Below are 15,684 nucleotides of genomic sequence, written 5' to 3'. Positions count from 1 at the left end.
TTGTTTAAATTGATTGAATATGATTTTGAAATAAATGTATTTTTTATAGAAATGCTATTAACTCTCTGTTTTTTTAGGAGCGTAAACCGGTATTCGGGCTGTATTAAAAAGGAAAAAGTATAAGGAGAATTATTTAAATAACGCTTGTAAGGCCGCTTTCATAAACGTTACCTGGGGTAAAGTACCCATCACATTAATTTCATCTTCGAGGGTAGTTTCATTATCGAGAAAACGAAGAACCCTGTCAACAGGATTTTTTTTAAAAAGGGCTGCAAATATTTTATCACCCGGCAGCTTATTGTTGCTTAAAATATGTAGTAATGTGCTGTCGTAAATTTTAAACCTCTTTTCCCTGATCGATTCTTCGTTTTTAGGATAACCATATTTTAAAAGATCTGCTACCAGTTTTTCCGAATGTTTCTGCACAAATTGAAAAGTGTAACCTGTGCTTCCTTTGGTTTGCCCGCCGGCTGTACCAATGTTTATTACCCGGCCTACCTGCTTTACGAACGTAACATCCGTCATGGGGATCACTCCAAACTCTTGCTCTGTAATAACATAATCATGTATGTTTAAATAAGATGAAATATAATTGTGCAATGCAGAGGTATATTCATCATCAGGCAGCAGTTCTTTGGTAAACAGGGTGTACTCAACAAGGGCACGGTTTCGCGAAACCGGCAATACGTACACGAAAGTTGTCCCATGCTGCTGACTTACTCGAAAATCCATTAAGGTGGCCTCAGAGGGGTTAAAAGCTACATCTTTTGTTTCTATAGTAAAACCTTTAAAATGTTGAAGCAGGTAGTGCTTATTTGCCGGAACGACCGGCTTTGCAAAAAGTATACTATTAAATACATAGTCAGCAAGATAACGTACGCCATCTACAACCACCAATCCCTTGCTGCCTTCGTTACCTGCCGCTTCGACTCTTCCGTATTTAAAAGTGATGTTAGGATGCTTTTCGGCTTCCTGCAAAACATAATTATAAAAATCAATACTCCTTATCATTTTGTAACTATAAGGAGATAGGTTTAGGAGAGAGGAATAATGTTTTGAGTAAAAAATAACCTGTTCCCATTGGTGATACACTACCGGTTCAAATAAGCCCGGTTGCTGTTCCCAGTAACACCACGTGTGGTCATTTTCATTTTTTTGTGCTTTATCAACTACTAATATTTTCTTATTATCAAAAACTTCGTTTTGCATCAGCCGCATCAGCAGGCTTAAGCCTGCTGCACCCGCACCAGAAATTATATAGTCGTAATCATTCACGATGTATTATTTACAATGCTTTCTGACAAAAGTTTGAGAAACTGTTTTTGTACAAACATTTGTTCTTACCAAATCATCGTTGCGTCGCATTTCGTTCATCCGCACCTCATTGTGTATCTGTTGTTTTTAATAAAAATTCTACACACGAATTCAATTACGTTCCGCGACGCAACTTGCGATTCTATAAAAACTTAGAAGGACTTCATAAAATAAATCATTAAAAGTTATTTGTTATTAAAAAATCTCAAATAGCTTCAACCTGTGCAATTTTTGACTCCAACTCAGAGTCTACTATTCCACCTTCTTGCATCCTGATAACCTTGTATCGCGGCAAGTAACTCTAATCGAAACTTTCTTCATTCAAACAAAAAACTTACTTTTTCCGCACAAGACTATCCGCCGGATATTTGGCTTTCATCTCACTTCGTATTGACTTTGCCCAGTTGATCAATGTTTCCTTTTCCTGGTCAGTAAGCCTCGCATCGGTATGAACAATAGTGTATGAACCAAGTGGCATGTCGCCCTCTTTAACCTCGTCAATAATATCCTGCATACGGTGGTACTGTTTGCTGATACGATAGGTAGTAAATTCATTAAAGTTTAATCCATGTTTTCCTTCCTGCACATGATTGTCTAACCACCATGCCACAGGCTGTATATTGTTGTACCATGGATACCGGGTATTATTGCTATGGCAATCGTTACATGCTTTTTTTAAAATGGTACGAACATTCTCCGGCTCATTATATGCAACCGATATATCATTGGGAGTCGGAGCGTTCGAAATATTTTTTGCAGGATGAAAGAATTGAATAACAATTAAAATTACTAACAGCGATATAAGAACGATCTTGAATGTTTTCATTAAATGATTTTATGCAGTAATTAAAACATTTCCTTTCATCTCAGGCGGAATAGGAATATGCATCATAGTAAGTATGGTTGGAGCAAGATCACCCAACTTGCCTGGTTGAATGTGGCCTCTCCATTCGTTGTCAACAATAAACAAGGGTACAAGGTTAAGTGAGTGCTGAGTATTAGGTGTGCCATCTTCATTAACCATATAATCTGCATTTCCATGGTCTGCTATTATAAACACTGTATAATCACTTTTTAAAGCTGCCGTAACCACGCGTTGTACACACGCATCAACAGTTTCAACTGCTTTTACTACTGCGGGAAAAAAACCGGTGTGCCCCACCATATCAGCGTTGGCATAATTGAGACAAATGAAATCGGCAGTTTTATTTTCAATTTCCGGAACAATAGCATCTGTAACTCCTACTGCGCTCATTTCGGGCTGCAGATCGTATGTTGCCACTTTGGGCGATGGTATCATTATTCGCTTTTCACCTTCAAACGGTACCTCTCTTCCGCCGCTAAAGAAGAAAGTAACATGTGGGTATTTTTCCGTTTCTGCTATCCGTATCTGCGTTTTATGATTGGCAGCCAAAACTTCACCCAACGTATTACTCAAATTGTCAGTTTCAAAAATGACATGAACATTTTTATAACTTTTGTCATACTCTGTCATAGTAGTGTACCAGATGTCCAGCTTTTTCATATCATAAGCAGGAAAGTCTTGTTGGGTAAGCGCCTCTGAAATTTCCCGGCACCTGTCAGTGCGATAGTTAAAGCACAGCACTACATCTCCATCTTTTATGGTTGCCACCGGTTTTTGTGCAACGTCAACAATAACCGTTGGTTTTATAAATTCATCCGTTTCATGCTTTTCGTATGATTGCTGTACCGCGGCAACTCCTGATGCAGCCTTTTGCCCTTCGCCCTTTACCATTGCATCATAAGCTTCTTTCACCCGTTCCCAACGCTTATCTCTGTCCATAGCATAGTACCGGCCGGATACAGAAGCAATTTTGCCAACAGTTGCATCCAGATGCTGCTGCAGGTCATCTATAAAATGAATGCCGCTTTTAGGGTCGGTGTCCCTTCCATCAGTAAAAGCATGAATGTATACCTCTTTTACATTCTCAGTTTTACATAAAGAAACAATAGCTTTTAAATGATTGATATGGCTATGCACACCTCCATCGCTAACCAGACCTATAAGATGCAATGGTTTTTCAAGATCTCTTGCCCGCCTGATAGTTTCAAGCAAAACTTCATTTTTATAAAAATCCCCGTCTCGGATAGCAACGTTTATTCGTTGCAGTTCCTGGTAAACGACACGACCGGCGCCAATATTCATATGCCCCACCTCACTGTTTCCCATTTGCCCTTCTGGCAAACCCACAGCTTCGCCACAGGTAACCAATGTAGTGTTGGGGTATTTGGTATACAAGGACGTAACGAAAGGGACGTTCGCATTTTGTATTGCATCGGCAGACTTAATTTTTCCAAGTCCCCAACCATCCATAATGACTAAAATAACTTTTTTATTTTCCATACTATAAAACTAATTTTTGATAATTGAAAGAAGATGCAAAAATGAAACTATCTTTTGACAATTCCTTAGTTTGGCATATTTTTCGCCAATAGGATTGCGATTTATTTAAAATAAAAGAAATGAAAAAGTTTATATTTATATTAATTGTGGTTTTTGCGGCGTTTAGTGTAAAAGCTCAGGACTCAAATGGTATCTTAAATGCTTTAAAATCAGGCAATGCAGACCAGGTTTCAAATTATTTCGACAAAATTCTAGATATAAAGTTTCCAGAGAAAGACGAAATTAAAGGCATTGGTAAAAATCAGGCAAGTATTGCTTTGAAATCTTTTTACGATAATAATAAGATAAAAGGATTCGAGCTTTCTTCTCAAAGAGAGATGGGAGGAACAATGTATATTGCGGGCAAGCTTACAAATGGTGGCGATGGCTATAAATTATCTATGATGATGAGGACCAAAGAAGGACGCACGCAAATAATAACAGTGAGAATAAGTTAATTATCTTAATCAGGGTATTAAGACTTGTTTCATTAAAAAAGCTTCAAAAATAATTTTGAGGCTTTTTTATTAGAGGATTGCTTAGTAAAAAATCAAAATTTAATCTGTGAGGTCTGCTATTTTATTTCTTCTTTTTGTAGTAACTCCGTAATTGTTTTCATTTTTTAATCTGTATCTACTCCGTTAACCTCATGTTCTTATCTGTGATTTTGTAGCTTTGTTTTATGACTACTTATCATAAAAAATTGCATCATCTTATAAGAGAAGCATTGAATGAAGATCTGGGTGACGGAGATCATTCAACGCTAAGCTGTATTCCTGCCGACAAAAGAGGCAAAGCTGTTTTAAAAATAAAACAGGAGGGGATCATCGCCGGTATTGAGGTGGCTGAGACCATATTTAAAACAGTAGAGCCGGAAGCGAATTTTTCTGCCTATAAAAAAGATGGTGAAAACATGTTTTTTGGAGAAAAAGCTTTTGATGTAGTAGCTACAGTCCACACCATTTTAAAATGTGAAAGGCTTGTTTTAAATGTCATGCAGCGAATGAGCGGAATAGCTACCCTTACAAAACAATACACAGAAATCTTACAAGGATACCGTACAAAAATTTTAGATACACGAAAGACAACGCCAAATTTCAGGTTACTTGAAAAAGACGCCGTAAGAATTGGCGGAGGCATAAATCATAGGTTTGGACTATATGATATGATTATGCTTAAAGACAATCATATTGATTTCGCAGGTGGTATAGAAAATGCAATAAACAGAGCCTGGGAGTATGTGCAAAATACAAAGCCGGAATTACTGATAGAAGTTGAAACAAGAACGCTTGAAGATGTAAAAAAAGTTATGCAGGTGGGAAACGGCAGAGTTTTTAGAATAATGTTGGATAATTTTCCTCCCGCAGAAATAACTGAAGCTGTGAAATTGATCGAAGGAAAATTTGAAACTGAAGCAAGCGGCGGAATTAATATTGATAATTTAGAAGAATATGCAAAAACAGGTGTTGATTACGTAAGTATCGGCGCATTGATACACCAGGCAAAAAGTCTTGATTTAAGTTTAAAGGCGGAAATTTAATTTCTGATATCTTAACAATCAGCAACGTTAGACAATGAGTAAAAAGAATAAACCCGATAACCACGGCTTCGTTTTTAGCACAGATCCTAATTTTAAATTCGAAGAAGAGCCGGATGAAATACAGGAGACTTTACCTCCCAATCAACAAAAGCTTAGAGTAAGATTAGATACAAAGCAGAGAGCCGGTAAAGCGGTTACTCTAGTGGCAAACTTCATTGGGAAAGAAGAAGACGTTGAAGACTTAGGCAAAAAATTAAAGAATTTTTGCGGTACGGGTGGAAGCGTAAAAGACATGGAAATAATTATACAGGGAGACCAGAGAGAAAAGGTATTACAGTGGTTAATTAAAAACGGGTATAAAAACACAAAAAAAATATAAGTTTTTCAAAACTTAGAAACTTACCTTATCTCCTTATCGGTGTATTTTGATTTACTCTATTATTTACTGGAAAGTAAGGCATAGCAAAATCACTTCTTTCTACGCCAATACTTCCTGAGATTGAAAACGTTCTATCATCGTTTATATATTGCAAACCCAGTTCTGCTCTTGAATATATTCCCAAACGCCCCTGGTTAAAAGAATTGTTCTGACCAAATTTATTGAAATCAGAATTTAAAAATGAAGATCGGAAGTTTACATAAGATGGGGCTGCTGATATACCTGCAAAGGCAAACAAATTATTATTAAGTCTTCGGTTTAATTGCAATGCCATTGGTGCAGAAACAACGGTTGCATTTCCTCCCTTGAAAAAAGAAAAACTGGTAGAAAGGCCTGTGTATTTGCTGACAAACCATTTCTTTTTATAAGCGCTGTCATTAACATGCATATTATTCATAAGGCTGCCTCTGTAGCTATTATCTATAAAGCTGCCGGGTAGAAAAGCCTGGGAATCGGCAGTTGCAGTTATGATTAGAAAAGAAATAAAAATAAAGATGCGCATTCTTTTAAATTTATAAGATAAAAATACAGATTGTTGACTTATCAGTAACAGACTGAGGTAAAAGTTAACAAGTTTTCGTAGCCTGATTCATAATTTATGAGATTATTGGGGATTAATGTTGATAATCCCCAATAATTATTTGCTGAATAGTTTTGCCCGTATTCAAAAATAAAATCACAATATAAAAGCTTAATAGCATTACCACAGATGAACGGAGCGTCGCAACTATGTTTCATTCTGCTGTAAAGTCGGGCAAAAAAAAGTCTCTGTTTACATTATTAGTATTAATGAGAATATGTTGTAATGGCTTAATCCCTATTTGCCTTTTAATTCGGCAAAATATTTATAAAAGTAAGGGATGGTTTCTATGCCTCTGTAAAAGTTGGCAAGTTCAAATTTTTCGTTAGGACTGTGAAGGTTATCACTGTCTAAGCCAAAGCCAAGGAAGACTGTTTTCAAACCCAATACACTTTCAAATAAGGCTGTGATAGGAATGCTTCCGCCGCCTCGAACGGGTATGGGAGGTTTGCCAAAAGTTGCTTCAATCGCTTTAGATGCGGCCTGGTACTCAATACTCTTTACCGGCGTTAAATAAGGATCTCCACCATGATGTTCACTAGCCCTAACAGTAACGTAAGGCGGCGCTATTCTCTCAATATGATCTATAAGAAGTTTGGTCATTTTTTCGCTTGTCTGGTTAGGAACAAGGCGACAACTGATTTTAGCGAAAGCTTTAGAAGGCAATACGGTTTTAGCGCCTTCGCCCGTGTAACCGCCCCAGATGCCATTTACTTCAAGTGTTGGACGTAAGCCTGTTCTTTCGTTAGTCGTATACCCTTTCTCTCCCCATAATTCTTTCACACCAAGATCCTGCTTGTACTCCTCTTCATCGTAGGGCGCCTTTCCCATTTCTGCTCTTTCCGCTTCATTTGATTCTAAAACATCATCATAAAAACCAGGAATAGTAATGTGATTGTTTTCATCATGAAGGCTCGCAATCATTTTTGCAAGTATTGTAATAGGATTGGCAACTGCGCCTCCATATACCCCGCTATGTAAATCACGGTTTGGACCTGTAACTTCTACCTCTATATAAGTAAGCCCGCGAACACCAACATCAATGCTTGGATTTTGAAGACTTAGCATGGCAGTATCACTTATTAAAATAACATCTGCTTTTAGCATGTCTTTCTTTTCTTTAATAAAAGCACCCAGGTTAGGGCTGCCAACTTCTTCTTCACCTTCTATAATAAACTTGACATTAGCTGGAAGGCTGTTTGTTTTAACCATAGTTTCAAATGCTTTAATATGCATATAAAACTGCCCTTTATCGTCACATGCACCTCTTGCAAAAATTTTTTCATCTTTTATAACCGGATCAAAAGGTGGGCTGTTCCAAAGGTTTAAAGGATCGGGTGGTTGAACGTCGTAATGTCCGTATACCAAAACAGTTGGTTTTAATGGATCTGTAATCTTTTCTGCATAGACCACAGGGTAACCGGCTGTTGGAAAAATTTCTACTTTATCTGCACCTGCCTGTAATAATCTTTCTTTTACAGCATTTGCACATCGTGACATGTCCTCTCTGTGCTCGCTGCGCGCGCTGATGCTTGGTATGCGTAGCAGCTCAAGTAATTCATTTAAAAAACGGTCTTTATTGTCTTTTTGAAATTCTTTCCATGCTTGCATAGCTACAAAAATTTTGATTATCGAAAGTAGTTAAAATAGCTGGTCGAATATATATAGAAATGCAAAGTGATATTTATTTGGAAAAAATAGTGCAAGACATAAAGCGAATAAATGAGCAATTGGTTTTATGAATATCTTTAACGAGATTATTTTTGATAGTAGTGAAGTTTGAGCGATAATTATACGATTAGAAAGCCGGACTGATAGATTTTTAAGATTTGCAAAAGCTATCAGCGTGTTTTTATAAACCAATTACCAGTGTGGCGTCTTGTACTATAAAAAGTTGGATACGTATTTAAACTAACCATAATTAAAATAAATCTTTAACGGGTTTAAACGTTTCGTTCTATTATTTATCAATATTAAAAAAACATTAATGAAAATTTCTTTCCTGTCTTTTTGTTTAGTCGCATCATCTTTATTTTTATTTACCCAGTGTACAAAAGATAATTCTTCTCCATCCACGTCAACTAGTAATTATAGCCCTTTGACAGTTGGAAGTAACTGGACGTATAATTACACGCAGGACTCTTCGGCTGCATCTACGTACACTGTCACTGTTACCAGTAAAGATACTACAGCCAATGGACGAACATATAAAGTCTTAAGCAGTTCAGACGGTACAGGAAATCTTTACATGGCAAGAGAGGACAGCAATTATTATCGCTATGCTTCATTTCCACAACTTGGAATAGATGGTTTTGAAGAATTGTATTTAAAAGATAATCGTCCCGTTAATAGTACATGGACTAACACTGCATCATTTAAATATCAAGGAACATCTATTCCTGCTACTCTTACTTATACAATTAAAGAAAAAGGAATAACCCATACTGTCAATGGAAAAACATACAATGATGTTATACATGTCAATCTTGATATAAATGTTTTAATATCCTCTATTGGTGGCGGCGATTTTTATTATGCACAGGGAATCGGTTTGATTGATAATCAAATTTCTGTAGGATTATCAGGGGCAAGTTTTAACTCTAAGCAAGAATTGATTTCTTACGAAATTAAGTAAATATCTATTTTCTTAAAGTTTTAAAAATTACATAAAAATGTCTTTTCTGTTTCAGGTATTTTATTAGTTTTGCCTCACGATTGCGGTAATAAGCCATCTATCAGCCTTTGTAGTTTTTTCTCGGTTAGTTTGAGAAGATTCTACAGAGGCTGAGCCAATTATAGAATGTTCTTTTCTAATATTTATATTTCTGTTAGCCTTCTCAACAATAACCTTCTTGCTTTAAATGAATATATTTTTGTAAAATGAAAAGCACCGCAGATAATGCAGTGCTTTTCGTCTCATGGACTCCTTTTGCAAAACTATTTCATTGCTGTGTCGTACCGGTCGCTTATAAATTTCCAGTTTACAACATTCCACCAGTTAGTTATGTAATCAGGTCTTTTATTTTGATATTTTAGATAGTATGCATGTTCCCAAACATCTAAGCCTAAAACGGGAAAACCTTTAAGCTCACTAATATCCATCAAAGGATTATCCTGGTTAGGAGTGGAGCCGATCTTTAATTGTTTGTCAGGTGTTAATATTAACCATGCCCATCCGCTGCCAAACCGGTTTTTACCTGCATCACTAAATTGTGTTATAAAAGCTTCATAAGAACCAAAAGACTTTTGTATCGCATCCATTAAAGAGCCTTCTGGTTTGGAATCTGATTTTGGAGACATTGTTTTCCAAAACAATTCATGGTTGTAATGCCCGCCTGCGTTATTCCGCATCTTTACACTGTATTTAGAAATGTTGGCTAACAGATTTTCAAGGCTTGTGCTGTTTGTATTTACTCCTTCTGCGGCTGTTGCTTCAGCAAGATTTTTTGTATAAGAGGCTGCATGTTTGGAATAATGAATTTCCATTGTCAAAGCATCTATAGACGGCTCAAGAGCATTGTAACTATACGGCAGGGGCTGTTGCGTATAATGAGTGGGAGAAACATTTGAGGCCAATACTTTCGGAGCGTTACATGAAATTATAGAAGGTAGAACTGTTGCAGAGAGCCCGACTGCAAGGCCGGCTTTCCCGGTTTGCCCAATAAAATTTCTTCTCGAAAGTTGATCATTTTTCATGTAGTAGCGTTTAAGTTGTTGATTCTATTCGTTTTATAAAAGTACCTAAAAAAAACCGAAGCCTCTTAATTGCCCTATAATAATACTCCTGGTTAAATAATTGAGAGTCCTTCATGGCTTTATACGTAAGAAAAATGCCTACGGGTATTAAGACGCCGCTCGACATCCACATGCCGACGAATGGGGAAAGCACTCCTCCTTTCACAAATTTTTCCCCGAAAGTATTTAGCAGGTGAAAAATGACAAAGAAGATAACGGCAAAAACCAAAGGCGTTCCAAGACCACCTTTTCTTATGATCGATCCCAAAGGTGCGCCAATCAGAAACAACACAATACACGCTACCGCTAACGTAAACTTTCTGTGAAATTCTATAAGATGAGAGGTAATGTTTTTTTGTTTTTCTGCATATTCATTTGCCAATATTTCAATACTTGATTTTGGCGAATTTAGTTGTATCTGCAGTCGTTGCAGAATGCTGTTGTTAAGAGAGTCTGGAATAATTTGGTTAATATCTTTTATATTGGCCACGCTTTTTGGGTCTACAGCTATTAAACCAGTATCAGCGTATTTTGTAAAGGTGAGGTAAGGCGAAACTTCTGCCTGCGAACGTTTCTGAAAATAGGTTTCAAAGTTTTCAAGGGAATCAATCGTTTTAGCGAGTTGGCGTACACTAAGCATTTTATAATTATCGCTGAAGGCACTGTCAGATGTTTTATTCATTTTAAAACTGCTGAGATCAAGGATTTTTTTATACTCTTTAAAGCCTAACCTAATAAACTCGGTATTGGTGGTCATGTGGCTTCCTTTTTCCTGGTAGCGCCAGCCGTTTTTCAAATCAAACTCAAGTTTGTTGCCGGGCGCAACTTTCATAACGCCGCTTTCGGCAATTATGCTGTTGTCTTGCAAGCCATAATTCTTTTCGTAGATCACGACATTTTTTATAATATTTCCATCTTTTGATTTTTGGCCAATCTTTATTACATACCCGTCTATTTTGTTATAAAAAACACCTTCTTTAATATCAAATGCCGGCTTTGATACTATTATATTATACTTAAGTGTATTTAGTTTTAAGACGGCCACAGGCATAATGTTATTGGCAAACAAAAAGGAAATACCTGCAATAAGAACAGCTACAATAAAAAGCGGCCTCATAAAACGAAGCAGGGGAATGCCGGCGGATTTAATGGCGACCAACTCAAAGCTCTCGCCAAGGTTACCAAAAGTCATGATGGAAGAAAGCAGTAAAGCAAGGGGCAAAGCAAGGGGTACCCAGTTAACGGCAACCAGTCCGGTTAAGTGTGCCAGCGTTGGCAGGTCGAGTCCTTTTCCTACAAGATCATCAATATACAACCAGAAAAACTGCATCACCAATACAAACAAGGCGATAAAGAATGTGGCGAAAAATGGTCCTATAAAAGATTTTATTATTAAGGCATCAAGTTTTTTAATCACTTTGCAAATAGTTTACATCCCTGCTCAATGGGACAAATTTAACGCTTTACAGGCATCAGGCTACGGCGCTAACTTTATATCTTATTAATTAACAAACATGTATCATTTATATAAATAGATATGATTACTCCTTCTCTTACGGCTTATGAAAGGCAATTGGTTGCAGACCCACATATACTGATAGCAAAAAATACAATTATTAAAAAAGTATATCAACTTTTCGGAACACTTTCAGAAGAATATAAAAACGAGGTAGCTTCTACAATATTAAGTAAGCAAGATTTTATTACTCCAAAAATTTCGCGAGGAGAAAACTACCAGGGATTGCCGTATGTTGTCCTCGACTTTCCCCGACAATTTGGTAAAGAAGATGTTTTTGCTATCAGGTCATTTTTTTGGTGGGGAAATTTTTTTAGTATTACTCTTCATCTTGCAGGTTGCTACCAACAACAATATTCTTCCGTTATCTACAATGCAATTTCTAATAACTTATTTTCTGGCTGGTATATCGCAACCGGTGAAAATCAGTGGGAGCATCATTTTGAAACAAATAATTATTTGTCTCTTACAGAAGCCCGTAACGATGACATCGATAAATTGCCTTTTTTAAAAATGGCAAAAAAAATCCCACTATCTAAGTGGGATGAAGCAAATACTTTTTTTACAGAAAACTTTAGCTTGTTAATTAAAATGCTTGAAAGCTATGCTCCAATTCTATGAAATAAATCTTTTACCTGGTATTCCCACAACTGGCTTTGATCTTTAATTTCTTTTTTTTCTGCAAAATCTTTAATTATCAATATTGTCTGATTTGTCACTTCAGACTTGTCAATTTCAAATTCAAAGTATTCATCTTTTGGTGCTTTCAGCCATTGAAAGCGCACAAATTTGTTTTCCTGCATTTCAACAAGCTGGGCCTTCTCAGATGAATCATTCCAGGTAAAAGTAAATACATGTTCTTTGTTCTCATCTACCTTATCAGCAAACCATTCGCCTAAACCTGCCGGTGTTGATAAAAATTCAAATAAAATACTTGGAGAACTTCTCACAGGATACTCCAGGGTGTACAATTGTTTTTTGCTCATAAATAATCAGTTATCGTAGAAACGAAAGTTTGCAATAATATAAAAATAATAATAGAGCTAAAATATTTTTTTTCTATAACAGAAAATAAAGCTGGCTGTTTAAAAAAAAATATAAAGATTTTATACAAATTATGGAAAATATGAATTAAATAAATAACGTTTTAACGTTGACTTATTATTTTTTTTTTTGTTACATAAAACATTCTTATTTTGGTGTTAGAATTCTCCCCCGCAATACACTTCTAAAATTCTTTTATGTAAAACATTTATCTGTTACCCTTAAAATTAAACAGCATTATGAGTATGCGTCAACTCAAAATCACGAAGTCTATTACCAATCGTGAATCGCAAAGTCTTGAAAAATATTTACAGGAGATTGGAAAAGTGGAGCTCCTTACTCCGGAAGAAGAAGTGGCTTTGGCAGTGAGAATTAAGAAAGGAGATCAACAAGCCCTGGAAAGATTAACGAAAGCAAATTTAAGATTTGTTGTTTCTGTATCTAAGCAGTATCAAAACCAGGGATTGACTTTGCCTGATCTTATAAATGAGGGCAACCTTGGCCTCATTAAAGCTGCTCAACGTTTTGATGAAACAAAGGGTTTTAAATTTATTTCTTACGCAGTTTGGTGGATACGCCAAAGTATTTTACAAGCGCTTGCAGAGCAAAGTCGCATTGTAAGGTTACCTCTAAATAAGGTTGGTCTTACAAACCGGATCAGCAAGGCTTACCAAATGCTGGAGCAGGAGTTTGAAAGAGAACCTACCGCTGAGGAGTTAGCCGATCTTCTTGAAATTACCACAGAGGAAGTAGCTACTTCACTAATGATGTCTACCCGTCATGTAAGTGTTGATGGGCCAATAATGGACGGTGAAGAAAATACACTTATAGATGTATTAGTTAATGAAAATGCAGATACCACAGATGAAAGACTTGTACATACTGAGTCGCTGTCAATAGAAATTGCACGTTCACTTAAATCGTTGACTGAGAGGCAAAAAAATGTTCTGTGCTATTTTTACGGAATAGGAGTGGATCATCCAATGAGTCTTGAAGACATTGGTGAACGCTATTCTCTTACCCGCGAAAGAGTTCGGCAAATAAAAGACAAGGCTATAACAAAGTTGCGAACAACTTCCCGGTGTAAAGAGTTGAAAGTATACCTGGGATAATTGTTTTTCACCAGAAAAATAAGGTGAGGTACAATAATTATTTGTATAAGGTTCTTAACCATAATTATATAAAAGTATAGAACGTTTATATTTAAATTCTACATAATTCTTCAATGTCGGTTGCTCATATTTTTTATGAAGCAATGTAATTGCTGGATGTAGCATCCTTGCTTGGTGCTTTGGTTCATTTTTTTCGCCTTTGGCGTATTAATGTATCTTTAGTAAAGACAAAAGGCAAAATCTGGCACATCAATACGGCTTAATTAAAATATATTTGCCGGAGAGTGAATGCAATTTTCTTGTGTTCACTTTTTTTGTGTCTTTAATAACTCTATTCGTTAACATTTGTAGTTCTGTTAGAATTTAAGAGATACGTAAATTTGTGTTTCTGTAACAATTTGCAGATGTTGGAAATAATCGATGAGGCGAAAGATTTTAAATTGAAGAAGTGGCTATTGCCGTAAAATAAAAGGGGTCGAAAAAATAATTTTTAAAAGGTTATTTAAAACTGTACCTAAAATAATTGATCTGTAGTAATGAAAATTAAAATAGTCAGTAATAATTCATTGAATTTTGGATGAAGCAAATTGAAATGGATTTTTGATAAGTCAATAATTGATATAAATAAATCTGCGATAATATGTTTGAAAGTTTAAGTGAACGGCTCGAAGGTGCCTTTAAAAACCTGAAAGGTGAAGCCAAGATAACAGAATTAAACATTGCCGCCACAGTAAAGGAAATACGCCGTGCATTGGTAGATGCTGATGTTAATTATAAAATAGCAAAAGACTTTACTGATAGAGTAAAGGATATTGCACTTGGCACCAAGGTGATAAACGCAGTAAGCCCCGGTCAGTTGATGACTAAAATTGTAAAAGACGAGCTGGCGGAGTTAATGGGTGGCACAGAAAGTACATTTAACATAACAGGCAATCCCGCAGTTATTTTAATTGCAGGCTTGCAGGGTAGTGGTAAAACAACTTTTAGTGGTAAGCTCGCCAACTACCTGAAAACACAAAAAGGGAAAAGCCCGTTACTGGTTGCTGGAGATATATATCGTCCTGCGGCAATCGATCAGTTAATGGTGTTGGGTGGACAAATAGGAGTAGATGTTTATAGTGAGAGAGAAAATAAAAACCCTGTTGAGATTGCTCAAAACGCTATAAAAGAAGCAAAGGCCAAAAATAAAAATGTTGTCATTATAGACACCGCGGGCCGTCTTGCGATAGATGAGGCAATGATGACTGAGGTTGCAAATATTAAAAATGCAGTTAATCCGCAGGAAATTTTGTTTGTTGTTGATAGCATGACCGGCCAGGATGCTGTAAATACAGCCAAAGCATTTAATGACAGGCTTGACTTTAGTGGAGTAGTATTAACCAAGCTGGATGGTGATACTCGCGGGGGTGCAGCTTTATCTATTAAATACACTGTTGAAAAACCTATTAAGTTTGTCAGCAGCGGCGAAAAGCTGGATACTCTAGATGTGTTTTATCCTGAACGTATGGCTCAGCGTATACTTGGTATGGGCGACATCACTACGTTGGTAGAAAAGGCTCAACTGCAATACGATGAAGAACAGGCTAAAAGACTCGAAAAGAAAATTCGCAAAAATCAGTTTGATTTCCAGGACTTTTTAGACCAGTTGCAGCAGATAAAAAAGATGGGTAATCTAAAAGATTTGATGGCAATGATACCCGGTGTAGGCAAAGCGATAAAAGATGTAGACATTAGTGACGATGCTTTTAAAGGAGTTGAGGCTATTATAAAAAGTATGACTCCTTATGAGAGAAGCAACCCCGATGAAATAAACCAAAGCCGTAAACAACGTATTGCAAAAGGCTCAGGTAAAGATATGAACGAGGTCAACGCGTTTATGAAGCAATTTGACCAAATGCGCCAAATGATGAAAATGATGAATAAAATGCCAATGGGGATGGGCATGGGTAAAATGCCGGGAATGAGGAGATAGTCTCAATATTAGTTGTCGCGCTTAGCAT

At 36.5% G+C, this 15,684-nt stretch carries 15 protein-coding genes; 7 read left to right on the top strand and 8 right to left on the bottom strand.

The genetic code is table 11. The features are described from left to right. Nucleotides 1-129: 129 nt before the first annotated feature. From B154_RS0101850 to gpmI, 3 genes are all read right to left on the bottom strand, one after another. Entirely contained in the window at nucleotides 130-1,275 is a 1,146-nt protein-coding gene (locus B154_RS0101850; RefSeq protein WP_018611392.1) for a lycopene cyclase family protein, read from the bottom strand. 373 nt (nucleotides 1,276-1,648) lie between these two features. Next, nucleotides 1,649-2,140 carry a heme-binding domain-containing protein gene (locus B154_RS0101845; protein WP_018611391.1) on the bottom strand — a complete coding sequence of 164 codons (492 nt, stop codon included), beginning with the start codon at nucleotides 2,138-2,140 and terminating at the stop codon, nucleotides 1,649-1,651. A gap of 9 nt (nucleotides 2,141-2,149) precedes the next feature. Beyond that, a complete protein-coding gene (gene gpmI / locus B154_RS0101840) occupies nucleotides 2,150-3,679 on the bottom strand; it encodes a 2,3-bisphosphoglycerate-independent phosphoglycerate mutase (protein WP_018611389.1) in 1,530 nt (509 codons plus the stop codon). A gap of 119 nt (nucleotides 3,680-3,798) precedes the next feature. Between gpmI and B154_RS0101835 the strand changes: the two genes are divergently transcribed. The 3 genes from B154_RS0101835 to B154_RS0101825 all read left to right on the top strand — a co-directional run bounded on the left by B154_RS0101835 (nucleotide 3,799) and on the right by B154_RS0101825 (nucleotide 5,637). Next, nucleotides 3,799-4,176: a DUF4783 domain-containing protein gene (locus B154_RS0101835; RefSeq protein ID WP_018611387.1), complete on the top strand. Its 378-nt coding sequence runs from the start codon at nucleotides 3,799-3,801 to the stop codon at nucleotides 4,174-4,176. A gap of 224 nt (nucleotides 4,177-4,400) precedes the next feature. Next, nucleotides 4,401-5,258 (top strand): carboxylating nicotinate-nucleotide diphosphorylase, encoded by an 858-nt coding sequence (gene nadC / locus B154_RS0101830; protein WP_026259894.1) that lies wholly within the window; start codon nucleotides 4,401-4,403, stop codon nucleotides 5,256-5,258. 34 nt (nucleotides 5,259-5,292) lie between these two features. Continuing rightward, the gene (locus B154_RS0101825; protein ID WP_018611383.1) at nucleotides 5,293-5,637 is read left to right on the top strand and encodes a translation initiation factor; all 345 of its coding nucleotides are present in this window, start codon (nucleotides 5,293-5,295) and stop codon (nucleotides 5,635-5,637) included. 25 nt (nucleotides 5,638-5,662) lie between these two features. On the opposite strand, the gene B154_RS0101820 is transcribed toward B154_RS0101825, so the two are convergent. Together B154_RS0101820 and B154_RS0101815 are read right to left on the bottom strand one after the other, a co-directional pair. Further along, entirely contained in the window at nucleotides 5,663-6,199 is a 537-nt protein-coding gene (locus B154_RS0101820; RefSeq protein ID WP_018611381.1) for a hypothetical protein, read from the bottom strand. Nucleotides 6,200-6,514: 315 nt separating this feature from the next. Continuing rightward, nucleotides 6,515-7,888, bottom strand: a complete 1,374-nt coding sequence (locus B154_RS0101815) for a dipeptidase (protein ID WP_018611379.1) — start codon at nucleotides 7,886-7,888, stop codon at nucleotides 6,515-6,517. Nucleotides 7,889-8,264: 376 nt separating this feature from the next. Between B154_RS0101815 and B154_RS0101805 the strand changes: the two genes are divergently transcribed. Next, nucleotides 8,265-8,912: a hypothetical protein gene (locus B154_RS0101805; RefSeq protein ID WP_157580354.1), complete on the top strand. Its 648-nt coding sequence runs from the start codon at nucleotides 8,265-8,267 to the stop codon at nucleotides 8,910-8,912. A 302-nt stretch (nucleotides 8,913-9,214) separates the two neighbouring features. Here B154_RS0101805 and B154_RS0101795 read toward each other — a convergent pair whose 3' ends face one another. Together B154_RS0101795 and B154_RS0101790 are read right to left on the bottom strand one after the other, a co-directional pair. After that, nucleotides 9,215-9,973, bottom strand: a complete 759-nt coding sequence (locus B154_RS0101795; RefSeq protein ID WP_018611375.1) for a superoxide dismutase — start codon at nucleotides 9,971-9,973, stop codon at nucleotides 9,215-9,217. A 10-nt stretch (nucleotides 9,974-9,983) separates the two neighbouring features. Then, a complete protein-coding gene (locus tag B154_RS0101790; protein WP_018611374.1) occupies nucleotides 9,984-11,429 on the bottom strand; it encodes an LptF/LptG family permease in 1,446 nt (481 codons plus the stop codon). 120 nt (nucleotides 11,430-11,549) lie between these two features. Here B154_RS0101790 and B154_RS0101785 point away from each other — a divergent pair, with 120 nt between their 5' ends. After that, entirely contained in the window at nucleotides 11,550-12,149 is a 600-nt protein-coding gene (locus B154_RS0101785) for a hypothetical protein (protein WP_018611371.1), read from the top strand. Here the strand turns inward: B154_RS0101785 and B154_RS0101780 are convergent. Further along, nucleotides 12,131-12,514, bottom strand: coding sequence for an START-like domain-containing protein (locus B154_RS0101780; RefSeq protein WP_018611370.1), 384 nt, complete (start codon nucleotides 12,512-12,514; stop codon nucleotides 12,131-12,133). The two genes, B154_RS0101785 and B154_RS0101780, sit on opposite strands and share 19 nt — an antisense overlap. Before the next feature lie 303 nt (nucleotides 12,515-12,817). Here B154_RS0101780 and B154_RS0101775 point away from each other — a divergent pair, with 303 nt between their 5' ends. Further along, nucleotides 12,818-13,684 carry a sigma-70 family RNA polymerase sigma factor gene (locus B154_RS0101775; protein ID WP_026259893.1) on the top strand — a complete coding sequence of 289 codons (867 nt, stop codon included), beginning with the start codon at nucleotides 12,818-12,820 and terminating at the stop codon, nucleotides 13,682-13,684. Nucleotides 13,685-14,324: 640 nt separating this feature from the next. Next, entirely contained in the window at nucleotides 14,325-15,656 is a 1,332-nt protein-coding gene (gene ffh, locus B154_RS0101770) for a signal recognition particle protein (protein ID WP_018611366.1), read from the top strand. Nucleotides 15,657-15,684: the final 28 nt, after the last annotated feature.

It is taken from the genome of Segetibacter koreensis DSM 18137, from assembly GCF_000374045.1.
In the GTDB taxonomy this organism is placed as follows: Bacteria; Bacteroidota; Bacteroidia; order Chitinophagales; family Chitinophagaceae; genus Segetibacter; species Segetibacter koreensis.
This window is presented reverse-complemented; position numbering and strand designations above follow the sequence as displayed.

What these genes read in the sequence shown, in the direction of transcription:
- B154_RS0101845 (WP_018611391.1), bottom strand. Translation starts at nt 2,140, where the DNA reads ATGAAAACATTCAAGATCGTTCTTATATCGCTGTTAGTAATTTTAATT.
- gpmI (WP_018611389.1), bottom strand. Translation starts at nt 3,679, where the DNA reads ATGGAAAATAAAAAAGTTATTTTAGTCATTATGGATGGTTGGGGACTT.
- B154_RS0101835 (WP_018611387.1), top strand. Translation starts at nt 3,799, where the DNA reads ATGAAAAAGTTTATATTTATATTAATTGTGGTTTTTGCGGCGTTTAGT.
- nadC (WP_026259894.1), top strand. Translation starts at nt 4,401, where the DNA reads ATGACTACTTATCATAAAAAATTGCATCATCTTATAAGAGAAGCATTG.
- B154_RS0101825 (WP_018611383.1), top strand. Translation starts at nt 5,293, where the DNA reads ATGAGTAAAAAGAATAAACCCGATAACCACGGCTTCGTTTTTAGCACA.
- B154_RS0101820 (WP_018611381.1), bottom strand. Translation starts at nt 6,199, where the DNA reads ATGCGCATCTTTATTTTTATTTCTTTTCTAATCATAACTGCAACTGCC.
- B154_RS0101815 (WP_018611379.1), bottom strand. Translation starts at nt 7,888, where the DNA reads ATGCAAGCATGGAAAGAATTTCAAAAAGACAATAAAGACCGTTTTTTA.
- B154_RS0101805 (WP_157580354.1), top strand. Translation starts at nt 8,265, where the DNA reads ATGAAAATTTCTTTCCTGTCTTTTTGTTTAGTCGCATCATCTTTATTT.
- B154_RS0101795 (WP_018611375.1), bottom strand. Translation starts at nt 9,973, where the DNA reads ATGAAAAATGATCAACTTTCGAGAAGAAATTTTATTGGGCAAACCGGG.
- B154_RS0101785 (WP_018611371.1), top strand. Translation starts at nt 11,550, where the DNA reads ATGATTACTCCTTCTCTTACGGCTTATGAAAGGCAATTGGTTGCAGAC.
- B154_RS0101780 (WP_018611370.1), bottom strand. Translation starts at nt 12,514, where the DNA reads ATGAGCAAAAAACAATTGTACACCCTGGAGTATCCTGTGAGAAGTTCT.
- B154_RS0101775 (WP_026259893.1), top strand. Translation starts at nt 12,818, where the DNA reads ATGCGTCAACTCAAAATCACGAAGTCTATTACCAATCGTGAATCGCAA.
- ffh (WP_018611366.1), top strand. Translation starts at nt 14,325, where the DNA reads ATGTTTGAAAGTTTAAGTGAACGGCTCGAAGGTGCCTTTAAAAACCTG.